Below are 14966 nucleotides of genomic sequence, written 5' to 3'. Positions count from 1 at the left end.
GGTTGAAAAAAATGCAAACCAGTTCCCCTGAACCCGCCTGTCTTGTCTGTGGTGCGCCTCTGCATTATCGTGACACCGCAGAAGAGATGACCTGTTCAGTCTGCGGCAGAAAATTTTCCAGCAATGCACGTTGCGAGAACGGCCACTTTGTCTGTGATGCATGTCACGCGTCCCCGGCAATTTCTGCGATTCGTTCTATCTGTCTGGAAACACAATCGAAAAATCCGTTCACTGTCGCAACAGCGATGATGCATAGTCCGTCCGTTCACATGCACGGGCCTGAGCATCACATTCTTGTCGGTGCTGCTCTTCTTGCGGCGTACCGCAATGCAGGCGGTGATGTCTGCCTACAGACCGCGCTTGATGAGATGGTACGCCGCGGCTCAATGGTGCCGGGTGGTTTCTGCGGGCTTGCCGGTTCCTGCGGTGCGGCTCTGAGTGCGGGGATGTTTTACTCGATTGCAACAAAGACCAATCCTCTCAGCATTGATTCATGGTCACGTGCCAATCAGCTGACCGCCGCATGTCTTGATGCGATAGGAAAAGCCGGCGGACCGCGCTGCTGTAAACGCGACAGTTTCCTTGCTCTTGGCGTAACGGTTCCTTTTGTTTTGCAGCATCTCGAAATAGCAATGGAGATGCCGGATGTGTTGCGCTGTGAGTTTTTTTCCCGCAACCGTGAGTGTTTGAAGGAACGCTGCCGGTATTTTCCAAGAGAAAATATGCGGTGATGTTCACGTCTGCTCAGTTTTTCCTGCAAAGCAGTGAGCCTGAGCTACGACGATACATTAGTTTCCAATAAACGAATTCATAGGCAAAGCTCATTTTTCGCCAGAACATATTTACCAACCCGAGACTTACATAATGTAAGCTTCATATGATGGATCAGGATGCAATAGCACATTTACTGGATATCCTTGGAAACCGGAACAGAAGGCGGATAATAGAACTTCTCAGACAGAAGCCCTGCTTCGTCACCGAGATATCCGACCGGCTTGTTATCAACCCGAAAGCGGTTATTGAGCATCTGGCAATCATGCAGAGAGAGGACGTCATCTCCTTTTATCAGGATGAAAAACGGCGGAAATACTACTATCTTGTACAGGATTTCCAGCTTTCAGTGAAAATGTCGGTCCCTGAACAGCCGCCGCAGAGCAGACCGGTTGCAGAAGTCAGTGACGATTCCAACGCTCCGCCTCTCACCGACAAAATCCTCATGATCCGAAGACTGCTTGACTCACGCGAAAAACTGATCGAACACCTCGAGGCTGTTGAAAAAGACATCGATGAGATGATGAACGATGTCATCGTCAGCGGCCGGGGAGTGTTTCAAAACAGCATCGAATCAGAGATCCTCCTTGCCCTCATCTATACTCCGCTGACCCCAATAGAGCTCGCCGACACCGTGGGCCACTCAATCCCCGAGGTGACGGGTTCTCTTCGGACACTTGCCGCAAAAGGATATGTGGAGTCTGAAGCCGGGCGCTACCGGATCAAAGGCACGCAAAAATCAATGGTTGTCCCGGTGCAGCCGGCGCTTCCAATGAGACTCTGATCAATATTGGATAACTTCTATATCCCACGACGGCAAAACAACATACTGCACAGCGGTAATGGTCTAATGGCATGACAGGGGCTTCCCAAGCCTCTAATCCGGGTTCGATCCCCGGTTATCGCACTTATTTTTATGGACGCGCCAATAAATTATGCAATCAGTCTCGTCGTCGACAATCAGAAAGGAATACTGCGTGACATCGGTTCCGTCTGCGCCGAGCATAATGCAAACATCATTTTAACCCAGCAGGAGACCGTGAGCCGCGGCCCTGACAAAGGATACTCATGGGTGGACCTTGAGATCGAAGGCTGCGACAATGCTGAAGAGCTTATGCGTGATCTCAGAACGATTCCCGGGATTCGCCGAGTAGAGCAGCATGACACATTTTCGGCGATCTTTGGAAAACGTGTGATTGTGATGGGAGGCGGCGCACAGGTTGCGCAGGTTGCAATGGGCGCGGTTAACGAGGCGGACCGTCACAACATCCGGGGGGAGAGAATCTCGGTTGATACGATTCCGCTCGTCGGCGAGTCAAATCTTGCGGGAGCAGTGGAGGCGGTTGCACGCCTGCCGCGTGCATCGATTCTTGTTCTCGCAGGCTCAATCATGGGCGGCGACATCACCAAAGCGATTCAAACAGTGCAGGCCGAAGGAATTCCGGTCATCTGTCTGAAGATGGTTGGCAGTGCGTCCGATGCCGCCGATCTCGTGGTAACCGATCCGATTCAGGCGGGAGTGATGGCAGTGATGCACATCAGTTCCATCGGTGTGTTTGATCTCTACCGCGTGAAAGGACGTGAGTTCTGAGTATCCAAAATACAGTTAGGTAGTTTCATGACAAAACCAGAAAATTCGGCGTGCAGCTGCACAAATCCCTACAACTTTGAGCGAGCAGAGATAACACCGGCGATGGATGCGGTGATCGAAAAAGCGGTGCAGGTACTGTCCCGCGACGGGCTTGTGGTGTATCCGACCGAGACAATCTATGGTCTTGGTGCGGACGCTCTTTCAGAGATTGCAGTCTACAAGGTGTATGAGGCAAAGCAGCGGCCGATGGGAAAACCGATCTCGGTTGCGGTGAGCGATATTGAGATGATTCACGGTATCGCCTATGTGGATGAGTTTGCCGAGCGGTTCATCAGTAAATTTCTGCCGGGCCCTGTGACCGTGGTGCTGCCGGTGAAAAGCTGTCTTCCGAGCGATCTCACCGGAGGAACGGGAACTATTGGCATCCGGTATCCTGATCATGCGGTTGCTCTCTCGATCATTGCCGGTCTTGACAGCCCGATCACTGCAACATCGGCAAATATTTCTGGTGAAATTTCGCCGGTGACTTCAGATCAGGTGAACGTTGCGCATGATTTTCTGATCGATGGCGGCGTACTTCCCGGAACGCCAAGCACGGTGATCAATCTTGCGGAGAGAAAAATCGAACGGCCCGGTGCGATGCTTGAAGAGATTGCAGCGTTTCTGAAGGAAGAGCGCTGAATATTTTTTTTTGGAAAAATCAGTGTTCCCTATTAATTCCTGGCCTCCCACGGAACACACAGAACACACGGAAATTTCACAGAAAATGTGATACCGCGAAATAATTTAGTTACTTTTTTTCTGAAAAACGTAAGCGAGTAGGTGGTGAGTATGGACGCACGAGAATAGACCAACCGCAGATTTTCGCAGATTTGGAATCTGTGTGAATCTGCGGTGGGTTTTTTTCTAAATAAAACCACACTCACCATCCACCTGATTACATTTTTCAGAAAAAAAAGCCAACTAATTTTTTTGTGAGAGTACACTGCTCCGTGATGTTTTTTCCGTGTGTTCCGCTTTTCCTGCGAAGCAGTGAGCAGGCCGAAACGACTACTGAAAGGAGGAGTTAAACACGACGGGACGGCGTGTGTAAGGCATGCGAGTCGTGGGCGTGGCTACAACTAACAGCGTTTGCCAATAAATCAGAACTGTCCCGACGATCCGCCGTTTGAAACAGCATCAGCATACATCCGCACATTTCTGTTGATACCAGCTGAGTCAACCGACTCCGCAAGACGCAAATTGAACTCATTCATCAGCCGCTCGGACACAATACAGCGCGAACTGACCTCATACCTGCGACTGAGCCGTCCCTCAGCAGCCATCCCGACAACAACACGATCAACCATCGGTGTCATCAAAGGCTCCATAATATCCATAACACAGCCCCCCCGGTTTTTCCCGGCAGGCACCACATTACCGTAAAGAGCACCGATCTCAGGATCAAGCCCCGCTCCCGCAGCCGCAACAGAAACACTTGCATACAACACCGCATACCCGTGGGCAAACATCGCATTCACCGGATCCACATACGGTGGTTTTTCCCTGCGGTGATATCCAAGCTCAGGCGCAACAGCCCTTGAGAGAATCTCATAATACATATTGCGCGTAAGCGTGAAAATCCTGCCAAGCTCAGGAAGCGTGATCAAAAACTCAAGCTCGGATGACGCATCGCTGAGAATCTCAAGCTCCCCCTTGTAGAACAGACCATCATCGCGTCCGGACGCAAGCTCATTCAGATACATCATCCGTGCCTTCAGCGCAGACGTAATCACCGACATTGCCGAACTGCGTACCGGGAGATTTTTCTGACCTGACCGGAGAGGATACGCATCACCGCCAACCGGGCGGATGGAACCGACCGGCTCACCATGCACATCAAAAAATGATACCGAAATATTGTTTGAAATTAAATGAGAGACCGCCGCAGTTTCAAGAGTGTGCCCTCCGACAATCAGGAGATGATGAAACGACGAAAGCGGATACGCTGTTCTCTCGGTTTTGCCCCGGACTATCAGCGTCTTTGGGGTCGCACGAATATCAGCGCCGTATCCCCAGACCGTTACCCACGGGACCTCAGATGTCATCAGAACAGATCTCCTTCCCTCTGACCGTTCAGCTGTATCCGGCACCTGCCGCAGAAGTACTTACGTTTCCGGTCTAAATCATCAAGATTTCTCGGACAGTACATAATACATCCCGGATTATCACAGTGCTCAAGACCAAACAGATGACCGATCTCATGCGCTCCTTCTTTCACCATCCGGTCAACCAACGCATCATCATCCGCGTGTCGGCCGTAAAACTCGTTCGTAAGTCTTGCAGGCGACACAACAGCAACACCAAGCGACGGGTACGCAAGACCGAACACAAAATCTGCGAGCGGCTCAAAAATATCCACCGGCGTAATCAGCAGGACTTTTTCATGAAGGTGATTGAACTTATTGTAATAGCCTATATCAATATTCTCCGGTTTGAAAAGCTGCGGATACCGTTGACGGAATATATCGAGTTTCGTGAGTATTTTTACGGCATCACACTGCTGACGCATCGGATCAAACCCTTCCAGCGGAAACGTGCCGTTGTCGATGCGGGATACAGGCATCTCAAGAACTCCTGACAGCTCCTCAGTGACCGGTCTGCTCAGACCGATAGGAACTCTGCTGTCCCAGAAAACATGTACTCCCATAGTGGTAGATAGTTTCATTGTGACGGGACATAAACATATTGAACACTTCAGACGGGATTCATTGTGACTATCCATCAGATTGAGACAAAGGTCGGCGAATATATCTGCAATCACTACCGGTCAGCAGTTGAAATTGGGTTTGGCGGAAAAACAACCGCGGCAGAGATCATTCAGCATGCCGGGATTCCAATCCTCTGCACCGACATTCATGCATATCAGAATACAGCAGTTCCTGCAATAGTGGACGATGTGTTCACACCGACGCTCTCCTCGTATGCAGATGCTGACGTGGTGTATGCGATACGGCCGGGAACCGAGATTGTTCCGCCGATGATTGCTCTTGCAGAACGTATCGGTGCTGATCTGATCGTTTACCATCTCGGCTTTGAGCTGTATGAAAACGGCGGCGAACGGCTTGATGCGGACGGAATTCTGCTTCATCGGTACGTGAAGCGTTCCTAAAAAGTATTTATTGGCTGATAGCCAATACGCTTATACATCCTTCAGGTTTTTTTCCATGAATAAAGCGCAAAAGAAATGGCTGATCATCTCAGTTGCCATCAGTGTAGTTGTACTGGTGGTAATGCTTCTTTTGACGTTCGACGCAGACACGCTCGTCGCACTGGAAAAATGTAATCCCTGGTTTATTCTTCTTGCATTTCTTTTACATGTTTTATCCATCGTGTTCTGGGCTCTGCGCATCAAGCTGATGTGCTGGTCGCTCAACTACAAGGTGCCGTTTCTTCACTCGGTAAATCTCGTCTGTTCCAACATGCTTGTGGCCGCAGTGACGCCGTCACAGGTCGGCGGCGAAGCAGTCAGAGTCTACGAACTCTACAAGGCTGACGTGCCGACAGCAGATGCAACGGCTGTTGTTTTGATGGAACGCGTGTTCGACGGAATCGTGCTTGGCATCGGAACGGTTATCGGCGTGTGTCTGCTTGGAGAACTGTTCGGGTACCTGAATTTCCCGCCCGTATATATGGGAATTGCATACTTTGCCACCATATTTTTTGCCGCAATGCTGATGCTGTTCGCGGTGCTGGTGAAGCATCCTGCCTGGACGAAAATTATTGTCACCAAAATATCAGGCATCTTTACCAAACGATGGGAGTCACACAGGGTCGAGCGGTTCATGGCTTCGGTTGATGAGAACGTTGATCAGTTCTATGTAACCATCGGCCACTTTGCCGGCAGATCAAAACTCGGGCTTGTGCTTGGCCTTGTGATGACGGTTGCATTCTGGGTGTCTGAGTTCATCATCGCATCAGTTTTGATGATGGGGCTTGGTCTTGAACCGATGTATTTACTCTCGTTCATTTTCCAGCTGCTGATTGCCATGATCATGATGATTCCCTTAACGCCCGGCGGCGTCGGAATCTCAGAGATCAGTATCGGCGCATTCTATTCGCTGATAATTCCTCTGCCGCTGGTTGGGGTATTCGTTCTGTTGTGGCGTTTGATTATGTACTACTTCAACGTGGTTGTCGGTATTATTGCGAGTCTGCACATCGTCAGGCGTGAGACTTCAGCCTCGATGAAAAAAGCCCAGGAATAGGCTTGCCAATAAATTCGTTTGTTGGCAAACACTGTTTGGGATTGATCAGCTCCGCCCACGATTCGCATGCCTTACACACGCCGTCCCGTCGTGTTTAACTCCTCCTTTCAGTAGTCGTTTCGACCTGCTCGCTGCTTCGCAGGAAAAACGGAGCACACGGAAATTTCACAGAAAAACATCACGGAGCAGACGTGAACACCACGGAAATGAATTGTTTTTGGATTCAGTGATGTTCACGTCTGCTCCGTGATCTTTTTACTTCAGTGTGTTCTGTGTGTTCCGTGGGAGGCCTGGACGTAGTGAAAAAAAGCCCAGGAATAGATCTACCTTTAAATCATCTGGGAACAATTCTTTATTAAGAGTTTTTGGGACTGTATGGACGCGAAGCAGAAGAAGTGGTTGTGGCTCTCCATCGGCTTGTCGATGGTTATTCTCCTTGTGGTGCTGGTTCTCACATTTGATGAGGACACAGTTGAGGCGCTCAAAAATCTGAATCCATGGTATCTTTTGCTTGCGTTCTGTCTGCACATGCTGGCAATGTGTGTGTGGGCTGTGCGTATTCAGGTGATGTGCAAGGCACTTGGGTATGTGATTCCGTTTTTCCACAGTCTGAACATGGTGTGTGCCGGACAGCTGGTTGCGTCGATCACGCCGTCACAGATCGGCGGGGAACCGGTACGGATTCATGAGCTGTATAAGGCGAACATGCCGATCGCGGATGCGACGGCTGTTGTTCTGATAGAGCGGCTGCTTGAAGCGGTGCTGCTGGTGATCGGTGTCATCATCGGCATGGGACTGTTCTCACTTGCCGGAGGCGAGGGGCTTGTGCCTGATTATATGATCACGGCTGCATGGATTGGAACCGGATTTTTTGTCGGACTGCTGGTTCTGATCATTGTTCTGTTCAGCAGACCTGACTGGGTTCGAAAAATTACCTTCAAGACCGTGAAATTTTTTACGAAGAAGTGGGAGACGGAACGGGTTGAAAAACTTATCACGCAGATTGATGAGGCGATTGACCGGTTGTTCCTTACCTTCAGAATGTTTACTGGAAAGGCGAGGATGGGGCTGATCTTAGGTTTTCTCCTGTCGGTGGTTTTCTGGGTCTGTGAGTACTCGATTGCATCGGTGATTATGATGGGGCTTGGTTACCCGCCGAACCTGCTGATTTCGATTGTGTTCCAGTTAATTATTGCAATTATTCTGATGCTGCCGACAACTCCGGGCGGTGCCGGTATTGCTGAGATCAGTTATGCGGCGTTCTATTCGCTGATTCTGCCAACGTCGGTTGTGGGACTGTTCGTAATTTTACAGCGTTTGATTATGTATTACTCAAATATTCTTATCGGGTTCATTGCAAGTTTCCGTATTGTGAAGCGTGAGGCGGCGAATGAAAAGGTGGAGATACAAGAGGGTCAGGGGTAAATGGGAGATCATATTCCCCTGCTTGACCGGCTGCGGTATGCTCTGACCAAAGAGGACCGGACTGAGAATTTTTACCGGTATCAGTACGAGAAATTTTTTTCAATGTTGTATTCTAAGGAGGAGGACTGTCTGCGTCTTGGTCCGCTCCGTCTGCCAGTTCTCCCGGGAGAGAATCATCCGACACGCGAGGATGCCTATTATGCGATGGAGATCGGGGATATTTTGTTTCCTGCGATGCTTGGAAGGTTTGGGTATCTGGATGAGGGGCCGTATGAGTGGGGAGGTGTGCACATTTTGGAAGGGGATGTGGTGTTTGACTGCGGTGCAAATCTTGGAATTTTTTCTCTGCTTGCGGCATACCGAGGGGCAGAGGTGTATGCGTTTGAGCCGGTTCCTGAAGCACGGAGGTTGCTCAGGCACACACTGGATCTCAATCCTGAGCTGTGCGAGAGAGTGACGATTGTTCCTTATGCACTTGGTGCAGAAAAGGGGGAGGCTGAGTTTACGATTCTTGCTGATACGCTTGTGGGGTCGTCGATGGTTTTGCCGCAGGAGGGGAGAAAGGCCAAAGTTGCGGTGACTACGGTGGATGCGTTTGTGGAAGAGACTGGTCTGCCCTGTGTTGATTTTCTGAAGGCTGATATTGAGGGGGCGGAACGGCTGATGCTTGATGGAGCTTTGGCGACGCTTGCGCAGTGTTCTCCCAAGGTTTCGATCTGTATGTATCATCGTCCTGATGATCCTGAGGTGATTGAGGGACTGCTGCGTTCAGCAAATCCTGAGTATGCGCTGGTGAGAAAATGGAAAAAGATCTACGGCTGTGTTTCTGTCAAAAAGTGATATCCCTATGTTTATCTATCAGAACAGCAAATATGATAGAGCACGAAGACATTCCTGAATTGGATTGTTAACGGCAGTAATTTGCGAAGGTAGCCAAGCCAGGTCAACGGCGATAGATTCAGGGTCTATTCTCATAGGAGTTCTGGGGTTCGAATCCCTTCCTTCGCACTTCTTTTGTGGTGATTTGTGATACGATGAAAATATTTTGTCGATTTTTTCTGGGGCATATTTTCGTTGGATAATTACGGAGGAGAAATTCTTTGTATGTGGTTTTACTTGGAGTAACCACGGAATGCACAGAATCACACCGCGTAACTCCTACCAGAAAAAAATCGATGAAATTTTTTGTGAGATGAAACAAAAAAAATTTCAAAAAAAATTACTGATCCAAAAGTGTCCGCGACACAATATACTCGCCGTGTGCCTCGCGGGTCGTTCCGACAATCAGCCATGTCTGATTGCCGTGCTCCTCCACAACACCGCACGCCTCAAGCACTTCGCCGGTGAAACACTGGCCGCAGTAGGTGTGCGTGAACGATAGCACCAGATCAATCTCCTCATGATCCACCACATAGATGCCCGGGCTGTCAAACGCAAGAGATGCATCCGTCACTGTTGCCTCGATGGTCATTTTTCCGGTTTTTTTACCAAGCGTGATTGGCGGGACCGAGTGCAGATTATCATATCCGCGTGAGTACAGCAGATCAAAATATGTTCCTTCAAACTCGCCGCGGTTGAATTTCCTTGACTCGTGCAGCACGAACTCGTCGAACGAAATATCAGGCACCCGTTTGTTGTACACTTTCCGCCACATCTCTTCACTCATTGCAGGAATTTTTCCTGCGGCAACCGCGTTCATCAGCTGCTGCCGCGCCGTAAACCAGGCGCTCCCGTACACAACCATATCGATGTCGGATGCATCGTTTTCAAGACCCGCCAGAAGCGAACCCGTGCATCCCCAGGTCATCTCCGGCAGATCAAAATGCGAAAACAGTCGTGCAACACGCGGACTCCGCGCCGCAATCTCTGCTGCCAGCTCCTCGGGCTTGAAAACCCGGATGATATCGGTGAGCGGCACGCGGTGAACAAGATCCAGATACGTGGGCTTATGCTCCTGCACCCAGGCAAACGCATCGGCAAAATCATATTTTTTGTATCGCACGCCCCATGGAGAAACGCGGTCGCCGTCGGTTGTTGGCACATATCGAAGAACACACTCTGCACGGCTCTCATTCTCATATCCTGAAACAGCATACAGACAACCATCATCGGTCATCACAAAATCGCGCAAACGAATTGGCTTCATAAAAGACACCTGATGCGAGGGGTGGGATTCGAACCCATGAACTACTAATAGATCAGATCTTAAGTCTGACGCCGTTGGCCTGGCTTGGCTACCCTCGCAGATCAATACACCCGCACTGCCGGAGTTCGACAGATGCAGACTACCCTATTACATAGCACTTTCAACATAAAAAAATGACCGCAAAATGGTGCCTGAAAACGGCAATCGATATAAGGAAAAAAGACAGATTAATGTAAAGAATTTTTCCGGACTCTCGTAGTGTAGTGGTCAATCATTCCGGCCTTTGGAGCCGGAGACGGCGGTTCGAACCCGCCCGAGAGTATCTCTCCTCTTTTATGATTCCCTATCGGTATCCTGATGAATCATCCTGATCAATTACTACAGATGAAGATTCTCATCGCCGAATACACCGCGGCACGTGACCCAACCCTTGCCCCTGAAGGAAAAGCAATGGTCGCCGCTCTCAAAGAAAGCTTTGAACGAATCGGACACACCGTGCTCCAGCCGTCATCAGGTGACTTCAACGCAGAAATTGCACGGCTTGCACCTGAGTGCGAATATGGTCTCGTCATTGCCCCTGACGAACTGCTCTCCGCGTTCACCCACACACTGGAACTTGCAACGCACAACATCGGCACCGACAGCACCAGCATCGCCGTCTGTGCAAACAAACGTCTCACCGCAAAAGTACTTGCAGGAGTCAATATCAATGTCCCGGCCGAAGTTCCGGCTGATCACCCGGGCAAACGCGTCATAAAACCGATCAAAGGAGCAGGTTCTGTAGGCGTCCGCATCGCAAAAGACGGCGAGCTCCCAAACAAAGATGAGATGGCAGTCGAGTTCCTCGAAGGCGAACACTACAGCGTCAGCATCGTCGGCAGCCGCGTTGTTGGTGAAGCCTGCGGATTTTACAGCGGGCTCCCCCCGGTTTTCCTCAGCATCAACCGCCAGTATGCAGAGATCGACGATAACGGCACGTTCTCCTACCATGGCGGAGAAACTCCGATACATCCGGAACGTGAAACGGAAATAATCGAGGTTGCCAAAAAGACCATCGAACGCCTCGGCTGTCAGGGCTATGTCGGCATCGATGTAGTCGTCGGAGAAAAAATCTGGGTGCTTGACGTCAACCCGCGCCCGACCATGAGTCTTACAGGAATTGTGAAAATTCTTGACGATGAGATCGCCGACATCCTCCTCAAAGCAACCGTCGGCCTTCCGCCGGAGAGCGTTCACTACAACGGCAAAACCGCAAAGTTCAACGAAACCGGCGGAGTCACCATCCAATGATCGGCATCGACGTTGGCGGAGCAAACCTCAAGGTTGTGGACGGTACGGATGTTCACATCCATTACTGTCCGCTCTGGCGCGAGTCAAACCTCGCTGAAATTCTTGGACAGTATCAGGGAGAGGACGCTGCCGTTGTGATGAGCGGCGAGCTTGCCGACGGATTTTTTAACAAAACCGAAGGCATCCGTTACATCGTTGATGCGGTTAGAAAAACATTTCCTGACGCACTCTTCTATGGAACAGACGGAATGTTTCACAACAGTGCATGCCCTGAACTCGCTGCAGCGAATTGGCTTGCGTCTGTTGACTACCTGAAAGAAAAATATCCAAACGGCATGATGCTTGACATCGGCAGCACGACTGCTGACATCGTTCCCTTCGCAAAATTTTCTGATCTGCTCGGCATGACCGATACCATCCGGCTTCAGCGCGGTTACCTCGTCTATACCGGTATGCTCAGAACACCGGTCGCAACGCTTGCAGACTCAGCCGTCATCAACGGCATTCCAACACCATTCTCAACCGAGTACTTTGCCTGCAGCGGTGACGCCCATTATGTTCTGGGTAACATCTCCGATGAGGAGTACAGCTCTGCAACGCCGGATGGAAAAGAAGTAGGCCGCGAAGCGTGTCTCAGGAGACTTGCGCGAACCGTCTGTGCTGATCTTGAAGAGATCGGAGAGGACGGAGCAACAGCAGTTGCACAGGCATTCTGGGACGCGCAAAAAATCCTTGTCTGTTCTGCCGTGAAAAAAGTTGCAGCTGATGCTGCTGTGGAAAATATTTTCGTCGGCGGTATTGGTTCTCCAACTTTTGCGCCGCTTGTCGGGGGCACTGATCTTACCGCGGCTGTGGGTATCCCTGCGGATGCTCTGCCGGCATTCGCTGTAAAAGAGATCGTAAACAGATGAAGATATCTCTTGCCTTAGGCCTTCTGATCGGTTCAATCCTTCTTACGCTGATCTGCTGGCTTTTGGGATTCCCGTTTTTCTTTTTGTTTCTGTTCCTTCCGCTGTTTCTGGCGGGTGCGAGACGTGCCCGCACCGTCCGGCGGTGCCCGGTATGCGGCTGGGAAACCAGAGGCCGCGAGAATTTCTGTCCCTGCTGTGGAACCGTTCTTGAGAGCGGCAGGCCTCCCGACGAATGAGAACAGGGAAAACGGCAGAGGAAATCCGTAGAAGAAATTGATTTTTGGCACCGGCAGATCAGATAAGGCATATTTTCTGACCGATCCGCGGTCGATCTCAATGCCCATCGCGTTGATAATTTCAGCGGTATGGGTAAAGGAGTGCATCAGCGACAGGGCAATTGCGAGATCCACCACTGATGAGCCAAGTCTTGTATCAGGGTAAAAGGGTTCGTTCGCATAAATCAGTGTGCCGCAGTCGCTGCATCGGAACCGCCGGACAAACACGGTGATCTTTTTTCCTCCTTCTGCGGTGTGGAGGGTTGCGTAGATTTTTTCCTTTGTATCGTACGGCGCGGCCCGTCCCCCGCACAAACGGCAGGGACCTGTCTCTGCAAACAACATTTTGTCAAGAGACGCAATACCGCAGACGATGGTATCAGCAAGCATCGGCGGAATCTTTACAGGCATGCGGGACATAGGACCAGCTCATGAACTATTCTGTCGTCCAAACCTTATCAGTTCTCGGGTTTGCAGGGCGTTGTACCTTTATGCATGCGTTGTCAACGGAGCAGAAATACTACAACAACCCTCGTTTTTCCGGCTTTGTCCATAAATTCGTTTATTGGCACACACTGTTCGGCATTGATCGTAGCTCCGCCCACGATTCGCATGCCTTACACATGCCGTCCCGTCGTGTTTAACTCCTCCTTTCAGTAGTCGTTTCGGCCTGCTCGCTGCTTCGCAGGAAAAACGGAGCACACGAAAATTTCACAGAAAAACATCACGGAGCAGACGTGAACATCACGGAAATGAATCGTTTTCGGATTCCGTGGTGTTCACGTCTGCTCCGTGATGTTTTTTTATTCTGTGTGTTCCGTTTTTCCGTGGGAGGCAGGACTTAATAGATAATCCTCGTTTTTCCTTCTCATTTAAATAGATGTAAAGTATTTTCAACGAACAGCCTTATTGCAGAGTCATACTAACAAGTACATTCAATGGAATCCAGATCGCGCCTTGTTGCCATGCCGCTTGTGGTAACCCTGCTGATGCTTGTAGCGCCGCTGATCCACCCCTATATTGTCGGAGCAGTAGTAATTCTGCTCTCCGTTATTCTTTATACGATTCATAAAACCCATTACCTTGCAATCTCGGTTGCGGTCCTCGCACTGTTGTATGGTATCGGATTTATTCCGGTGACCGCATTTATCGGTCCCATGATGATGATGGTCTGGGGCGAGTTCATTGCCCGCATTCTTAATAATCACGTCCCTGATACTCTGGCGTTTGCCGCAGGTTCGGTGGCAGGTATTGCGGTCACCATGATGTACTGCCAGCAGCTTGACTGGCTTGTCGGCATCATTGCGGTCGTGGTGCTGCTGATGCTTCGCAGCATTCTCACGAATCGTGAGGATGCGTCGATGATCGGCCTTCTGGGCAGTGCCATGACGATCACGCTGTTCTATGATCTGGACTTCACGTACGATACAACCATGCTTGCCCTGGCTGTTGCGGTCTGTGCGGGTTTTGCCTACTTTGCCTACCGGGCAAAGACTGTTGACGCAAGCGGCGTGTTTGCGGCTGTTCTGTTCGGCATAATTTTGATCACGTTTGCCGGTGTGCCCTGGTTCCTTATTGTCATCAGCTTCTTTATTCTTGGATCATTTTTTACCAAGTACCGGTACGCGGAAAAAGTGTTCCTTGGTGTTGAGCAGGGAAAAAGCGGACGCCGCGGGTACATGAATGCGTTTGCGAATGCCCTTGTGGGAGTTGCGGGCGCGATTCTGTTTGGGATCACCGGCAATGAAGTATTTATCGCACTCTTCCTTGGCTGTATTGCAACCGCTACCGCAGACACTCTTGCGAGCGAAATCGGTGTTACCGGCGGAACTCCTTATATGATCACCACGTTAAAACCGGTGCCTGCCGGGACGAACGGCGGTGTTACCGTGCTCGGCGAACTTGCGTGTCTGCTTGGCGCGGTGATCATCTGCGGACTTGCGTTTCTGCTGGAGGTCGCACCCTGGTACATCTGTGTGATCGGTGTGATTGCCGGATTTGTCGGAACCAATGTTGACAGTCTGATCGGTGCGCTGATTGAAAACAAAGGTGTTATTGGCAATTCCGGTACGAACCTGCTTGCAACACTTTCCGGCGGTCTGTTTGCGATGGCGGCATACTGGGTGGCTGTGACGGTGTCGGCCAGCTTTTTTTGATGAAACGCGAAGCGGTAAGCAGGCCGCAGGCATGCGATTCGCGTTTTGAAATATTTGCCATCGCGTAACTCCCACTCTAATATTTTCTGCATCCGCGGGAGACTCAAAAATATTACACAAAGTGCAGGAAAACCCCACATTAAAATGGATGTGT

Annotated in this window: 15 protein-coding genes and 4 tRNA genes; 14 read left to right on the top strand and 5 right to left on the bottom strand. The window is 50.4% G+C overall.

The window, feature by feature from the left end; genetic code table 11:
* Positions 1 to 11: 11 nt before the first annotated feature.
* The 5 genes from McpAg1_RS03810 to McpAg1_RS03790 all read left to right on the top strand — a co-directional run bounded on the left by McpAg1_RS03810 (position 12) and on the right by McpAg1_RS03790 (position 3043).
* A complete protein-coding gene (locus McpAg1_RS03810; RefSeq protein ID WP_338093965.1) occupies positions 12 to 731 on the top strand; it encodes a DUF5714 domain-containing protein in 720 nt (239 codons plus the stop codon).
* A 146-nt stretch (positions 732 to 877) separates the two neighbouring features.
* Positions 878 to 1555, top strand: coding sequence for an ArsR family transcriptional regulator (locus McpAg1_RS03805; protein ID WP_338093964.1), 678 nt, complete (start codon positions 878 to 880; stop codon positions 1553 to 1555).
* 52 nt (positions 1556 to 1607) lie between these two features.
* Positions 1608 to 1678, top strand: a tRNA-Gly gene (locus McpAg1_RS03800).
* Between the two features lie 9 nt (positions 1679 to 1687).
* Positions 1688 to 2362, top strand: a complete 675-nt coding sequence (locus tag McpAg1_RS03795) for a DUF5612 domain-containing protein (protein WP_338093963.1) — start codon at positions 1688 to 1690, stop codon at positions 2360 to 2362.
* A gap of 102 nt (positions 2363 to 2464) precedes the next feature.
* Entirely contained in the window at positions 2465 to 3043 is a 579-nt protein-coding gene (locus McpAg1_RS03790) for an L-threonylcarbamoyladenylate synthase (RefSeq protein ID WP_338093995.1), read from the top strand.
* A 461-nt stretch (positions 3044 to 3504) separates the two neighbouring features.
* Here the strand turns inward: McpAg1_RS03790 and cas1 are convergent, their stop codons facing one another.
* Together cas1 and McpAg1_RS03780 are read right to left on the bottom strand one after the other, a co-directional pair.
* Positions 3505 to 4449 carry a CRISPR-associated endonuclease Cas1 gene (cas1, locus tag McpAg1_RS03785; protein WP_338093962.1) on the bottom strand — a complete coding sequence of 315 codons (945 nt, stop codon included), beginning with the start codon at positions 4447 to 4449 and terminating at the stop codon, positions 3505 to 3507.
* Positions 4449 to 5051 (bottom strand): peptidase M54, encoded by a 603-nt coding sequence (locus McpAg1_RS03780; protein WP_338093961.1) that lies wholly within the window; start codon positions 5049 to 5051, stop codon positions 4449 to 4451. Before McpAg1_RS03780 ends, cas1 begins: the two co-directional genes overlap by 1 nt.
* A 63-nt stretch (positions 5052 to 5114) precedes the next feature.
* On the opposite strand from McpAg1_RS03780, the gene McpAg1_RS03775 reads away from it, so the two are divergent.
* From McpAg1_RS03775 to McpAg1_RS03755, 5 genes are all read left to right on the top strand, one after another.
* Positions 5115 to 5513, top strand: coding sequence for a UPF0146 family protein (locus McpAg1_RS03775; RefSeq protein ID WP_338093959.1), 399 nt, complete (start codon positions 5115 to 5117; stop codon positions 5511 to 5513).
* A 55-nt stretch (positions 5514 to 5568) separates the two neighbouring features.
* Positions 5569 to 6609: a lysylphosphatidylglycerol synthase transmembrane domain-containing protein gene (locus McpAg1_RS03770; protein WP_338093958.1), complete on the top strand. Its 1041-nt coding sequence runs from the start codon at positions 5569 to 5571 to the stop codon at positions 6607 to 6609.
* Positions 6610 to 6984: 375 nt separating this feature from the next.
* Positions 6985 to 8034 (top strand): lysylphosphatidylglycerol synthase transmembrane domain-containing protein, encoded by a 1050-nt coding sequence (locus McpAg1_RS03765; protein WP_338093957.1) that lies wholly within the window; start codon positions 6985 to 6987, stop codon positions 8032 to 8034.
* Positions 8035 to 8874, top strand: a complete 840-nt coding sequence (locus McpAg1_RS03760; RefSeq protein ID WP_338093956.1) for an FkbM family methyltransferase — start codon at positions 8035 to 8037, stop codon at positions 8872 to 8874.
* An 83-nt stretch (positions 8875 to 8957) separates the two neighbouring features.
* Positions 8958 to 9042 (top strand) — tRNA-Leu (locus McpAg1_RS03755).
* Positions 9043 to 9253: 211 nt separating this feature from the next.
* Here the strand turns inward: McpAg1_RS03755 and McpAg1_RS03750 are convergent.
* Positions 9254 to 10180, bottom strand: a complete 927-nt coding sequence (locus McpAg1_RS03750) for a DNA polymerase subunit beta (RefSeq protein ID WP_338093955.1) — start codon at positions 10178 to 10180, stop codon at positions 9254 to 9256.
* A 13-nt stretch (positions 10181 to 10193) separates the two neighbouring features.
* Positions 10194 to 10278 (bottom strand) — tRNA-Leu (locus McpAg1_RS03745).
* A 151-nt stretch (positions 10279 to 10429) separates the two neighbouring features.
* Here McpAg1_RS03745 and McpAg1_RS03740 point away from each other — a divergent pair.
* From McpAg1_RS03740 to McpAg1_RS03730, 3 genes are all read left to right on the top strand, one after another.
* Positions 10430 to 10502, top strand: a tRNA-Gln gene (locus McpAg1_RS03740).
* Positions 10503 to 10564: 62 nt separating this feature from the next.
* Positions 10565 to 11470 (top strand): ATP-grasp domain-containing protein, encoded by a 906-nt coding sequence (locus McpAg1_RS03735; RefSeq protein ID WP_338093954.1) that lies wholly within the window; start codon positions 10565 to 10567, stop codon positions 11468 to 11470.
* Positions 11467 to 12381, top strand: coding sequence for a hydantoinase/oxoprolinase family protein (locus tag McpAg1_RS03730; RefSeq protein WP_338093953.1), 915 nt, complete (start codon positions 11467 to 11469; stop codon positions 12379 to 12381). The genes McpAg1_RS03735 and McpAg1_RS03730 overlap by 4 nt, the downstream gene beginning before the upstream one ends.
* Positions 12382 to 12413: 32 nt before the next feature.
* Here McpAg1_RS03730 and McpAg1_RS03725 read toward each other — a convergent pair whose 3' ends face one another.
* Entirely contained in the window at positions 12414 to 13067 is a 654-nt protein-coding gene (locus McpAg1_RS03725) for a hypothetical protein (protein ID WP_338093952.1), read from the bottom strand.
* A 527-nt stretch (positions 13068 to 13594) separates the two neighbouring features.
* Between McpAg1_RS03725 and McpAg1_RS03720 the strand changes: the two genes are divergently transcribed.
* Positions 13595 to 14812, top strand: coding sequence for a DUF92 domain-containing protein (locus McpAg1_RS03720; protein WP_338093951.1), 1218 nt, complete (start codon positions 13595 to 13597; stop codon positions 14810 to 14812).
* The last annotated feature ends 154 nt before the right edge of the window (positions 14813 to 14966 follow it).

This window comes from Methanorbis furvi, from assembly GCF_032714615.1.
Taxonomy (GTDB): Archaea; Halobacteriota; Methanomicrobia; order Methanomicrobiales; family Methanocorpusculaceae; genus Methanocorpusculum; species Methanocorpusculum furvi.
This window is presented reverse-complemented; position numbering and strand designations above follow the sequence as displayed.

Coding starts and splice junctions, on each gene's coding strand:
- McpAg1_RS03730 (WP_338093953.1), top strand. CDS start 11,467: ATGATCGGCATCGACGTTGGCGGAGCAAACCTCAAGGTTGTGGACGGT.
- McpAg1_RS03725 (WP_338093952.1), bottom strand. CDS start 13,067: ATGCCTGTAAAGATTCCGCCGATGCTTGCTGATACCATCGTCTGCGGT.
- McpAg1_RS03780 (WP_338093961.1), bottom strand. CDS start 5,051: ATGGGAGTACATGTTTTCTGGGACAGCAGAGTTCCTATCGGTCTGAGC.
- McpAg1_RS03790 (WP_338093995.1), top strand. CDS start 2,465: ATGGATGCGGTGATCGAAAAAGCGGTGCAGGTACTGTCCCGCGACGGG.
- McpAg1_RS03795 (WP_338093963.1), top strand. CDS start 1,688: ATGGACGCGCCAATAAATTATGCAATCAGTCTCGTCGTCGACAATCAG.
- McpAg1_RS03760 (WP_338093956.1), top strand. CDS start 8,035: ATGGGAGATCATATTCCCCTGCTTGACCGGCTGCGGTATGCTCTGACC.
- cas1 (WP_338093962.1), bottom strand. CDS start 4,449: ATGACATCTGAGGTCCCGTGGGTAACGGTCTGGGGATACGGCGCTGAT.
- McpAg1_RS03720 (WP_338093951.1), top strand. CDS start 13,595: ATGGAATCCAGATCGCGCCTTGTTGCCATGCCGCTTGTGGTAACCCTG.
- McpAg1_RS03735 (WP_338093954.1), top strand. CDS start 10,565: ATGAAGATTCTCATCGCCGAATACACCGCGGCACGTGACCCAACCCTT.
- McpAg1_RS03770 (WP_338093958.1), top strand. CDS start 5,569: ATGAATAAAGCGCAAAAGAAATGGCTGATCATCTCAGTTGCCATCAGT.
- McpAg1_RS03805 (WP_338093964.1), top strand. CDS start 878: ATGATGGATCAGGATGCAATAGCACATTTACTGGATATCCTTGGAAAC.
- McpAg1_RS03750 (WP_338093955.1), bottom strand. CDS start 10,180: ATGAAGCCAATTCGTTTGCGCGATTTTGTGATGACCGATGATGGTTGT.
- McpAg1_RS03765 (WP_338093957.1), top strand. CDS start 6,985: ATGGACGCGAAGCAGAAGAAGTGGTTGTGGCTCTCCATCGGCTTGTCG.
- McpAg1_RS03810 (WP_338093965.1), top strand. CDS start 12: ATGCAAACCAGTTCCCCTGAACCCGCCTGTCTTGTCTGTGGTGCGCCT.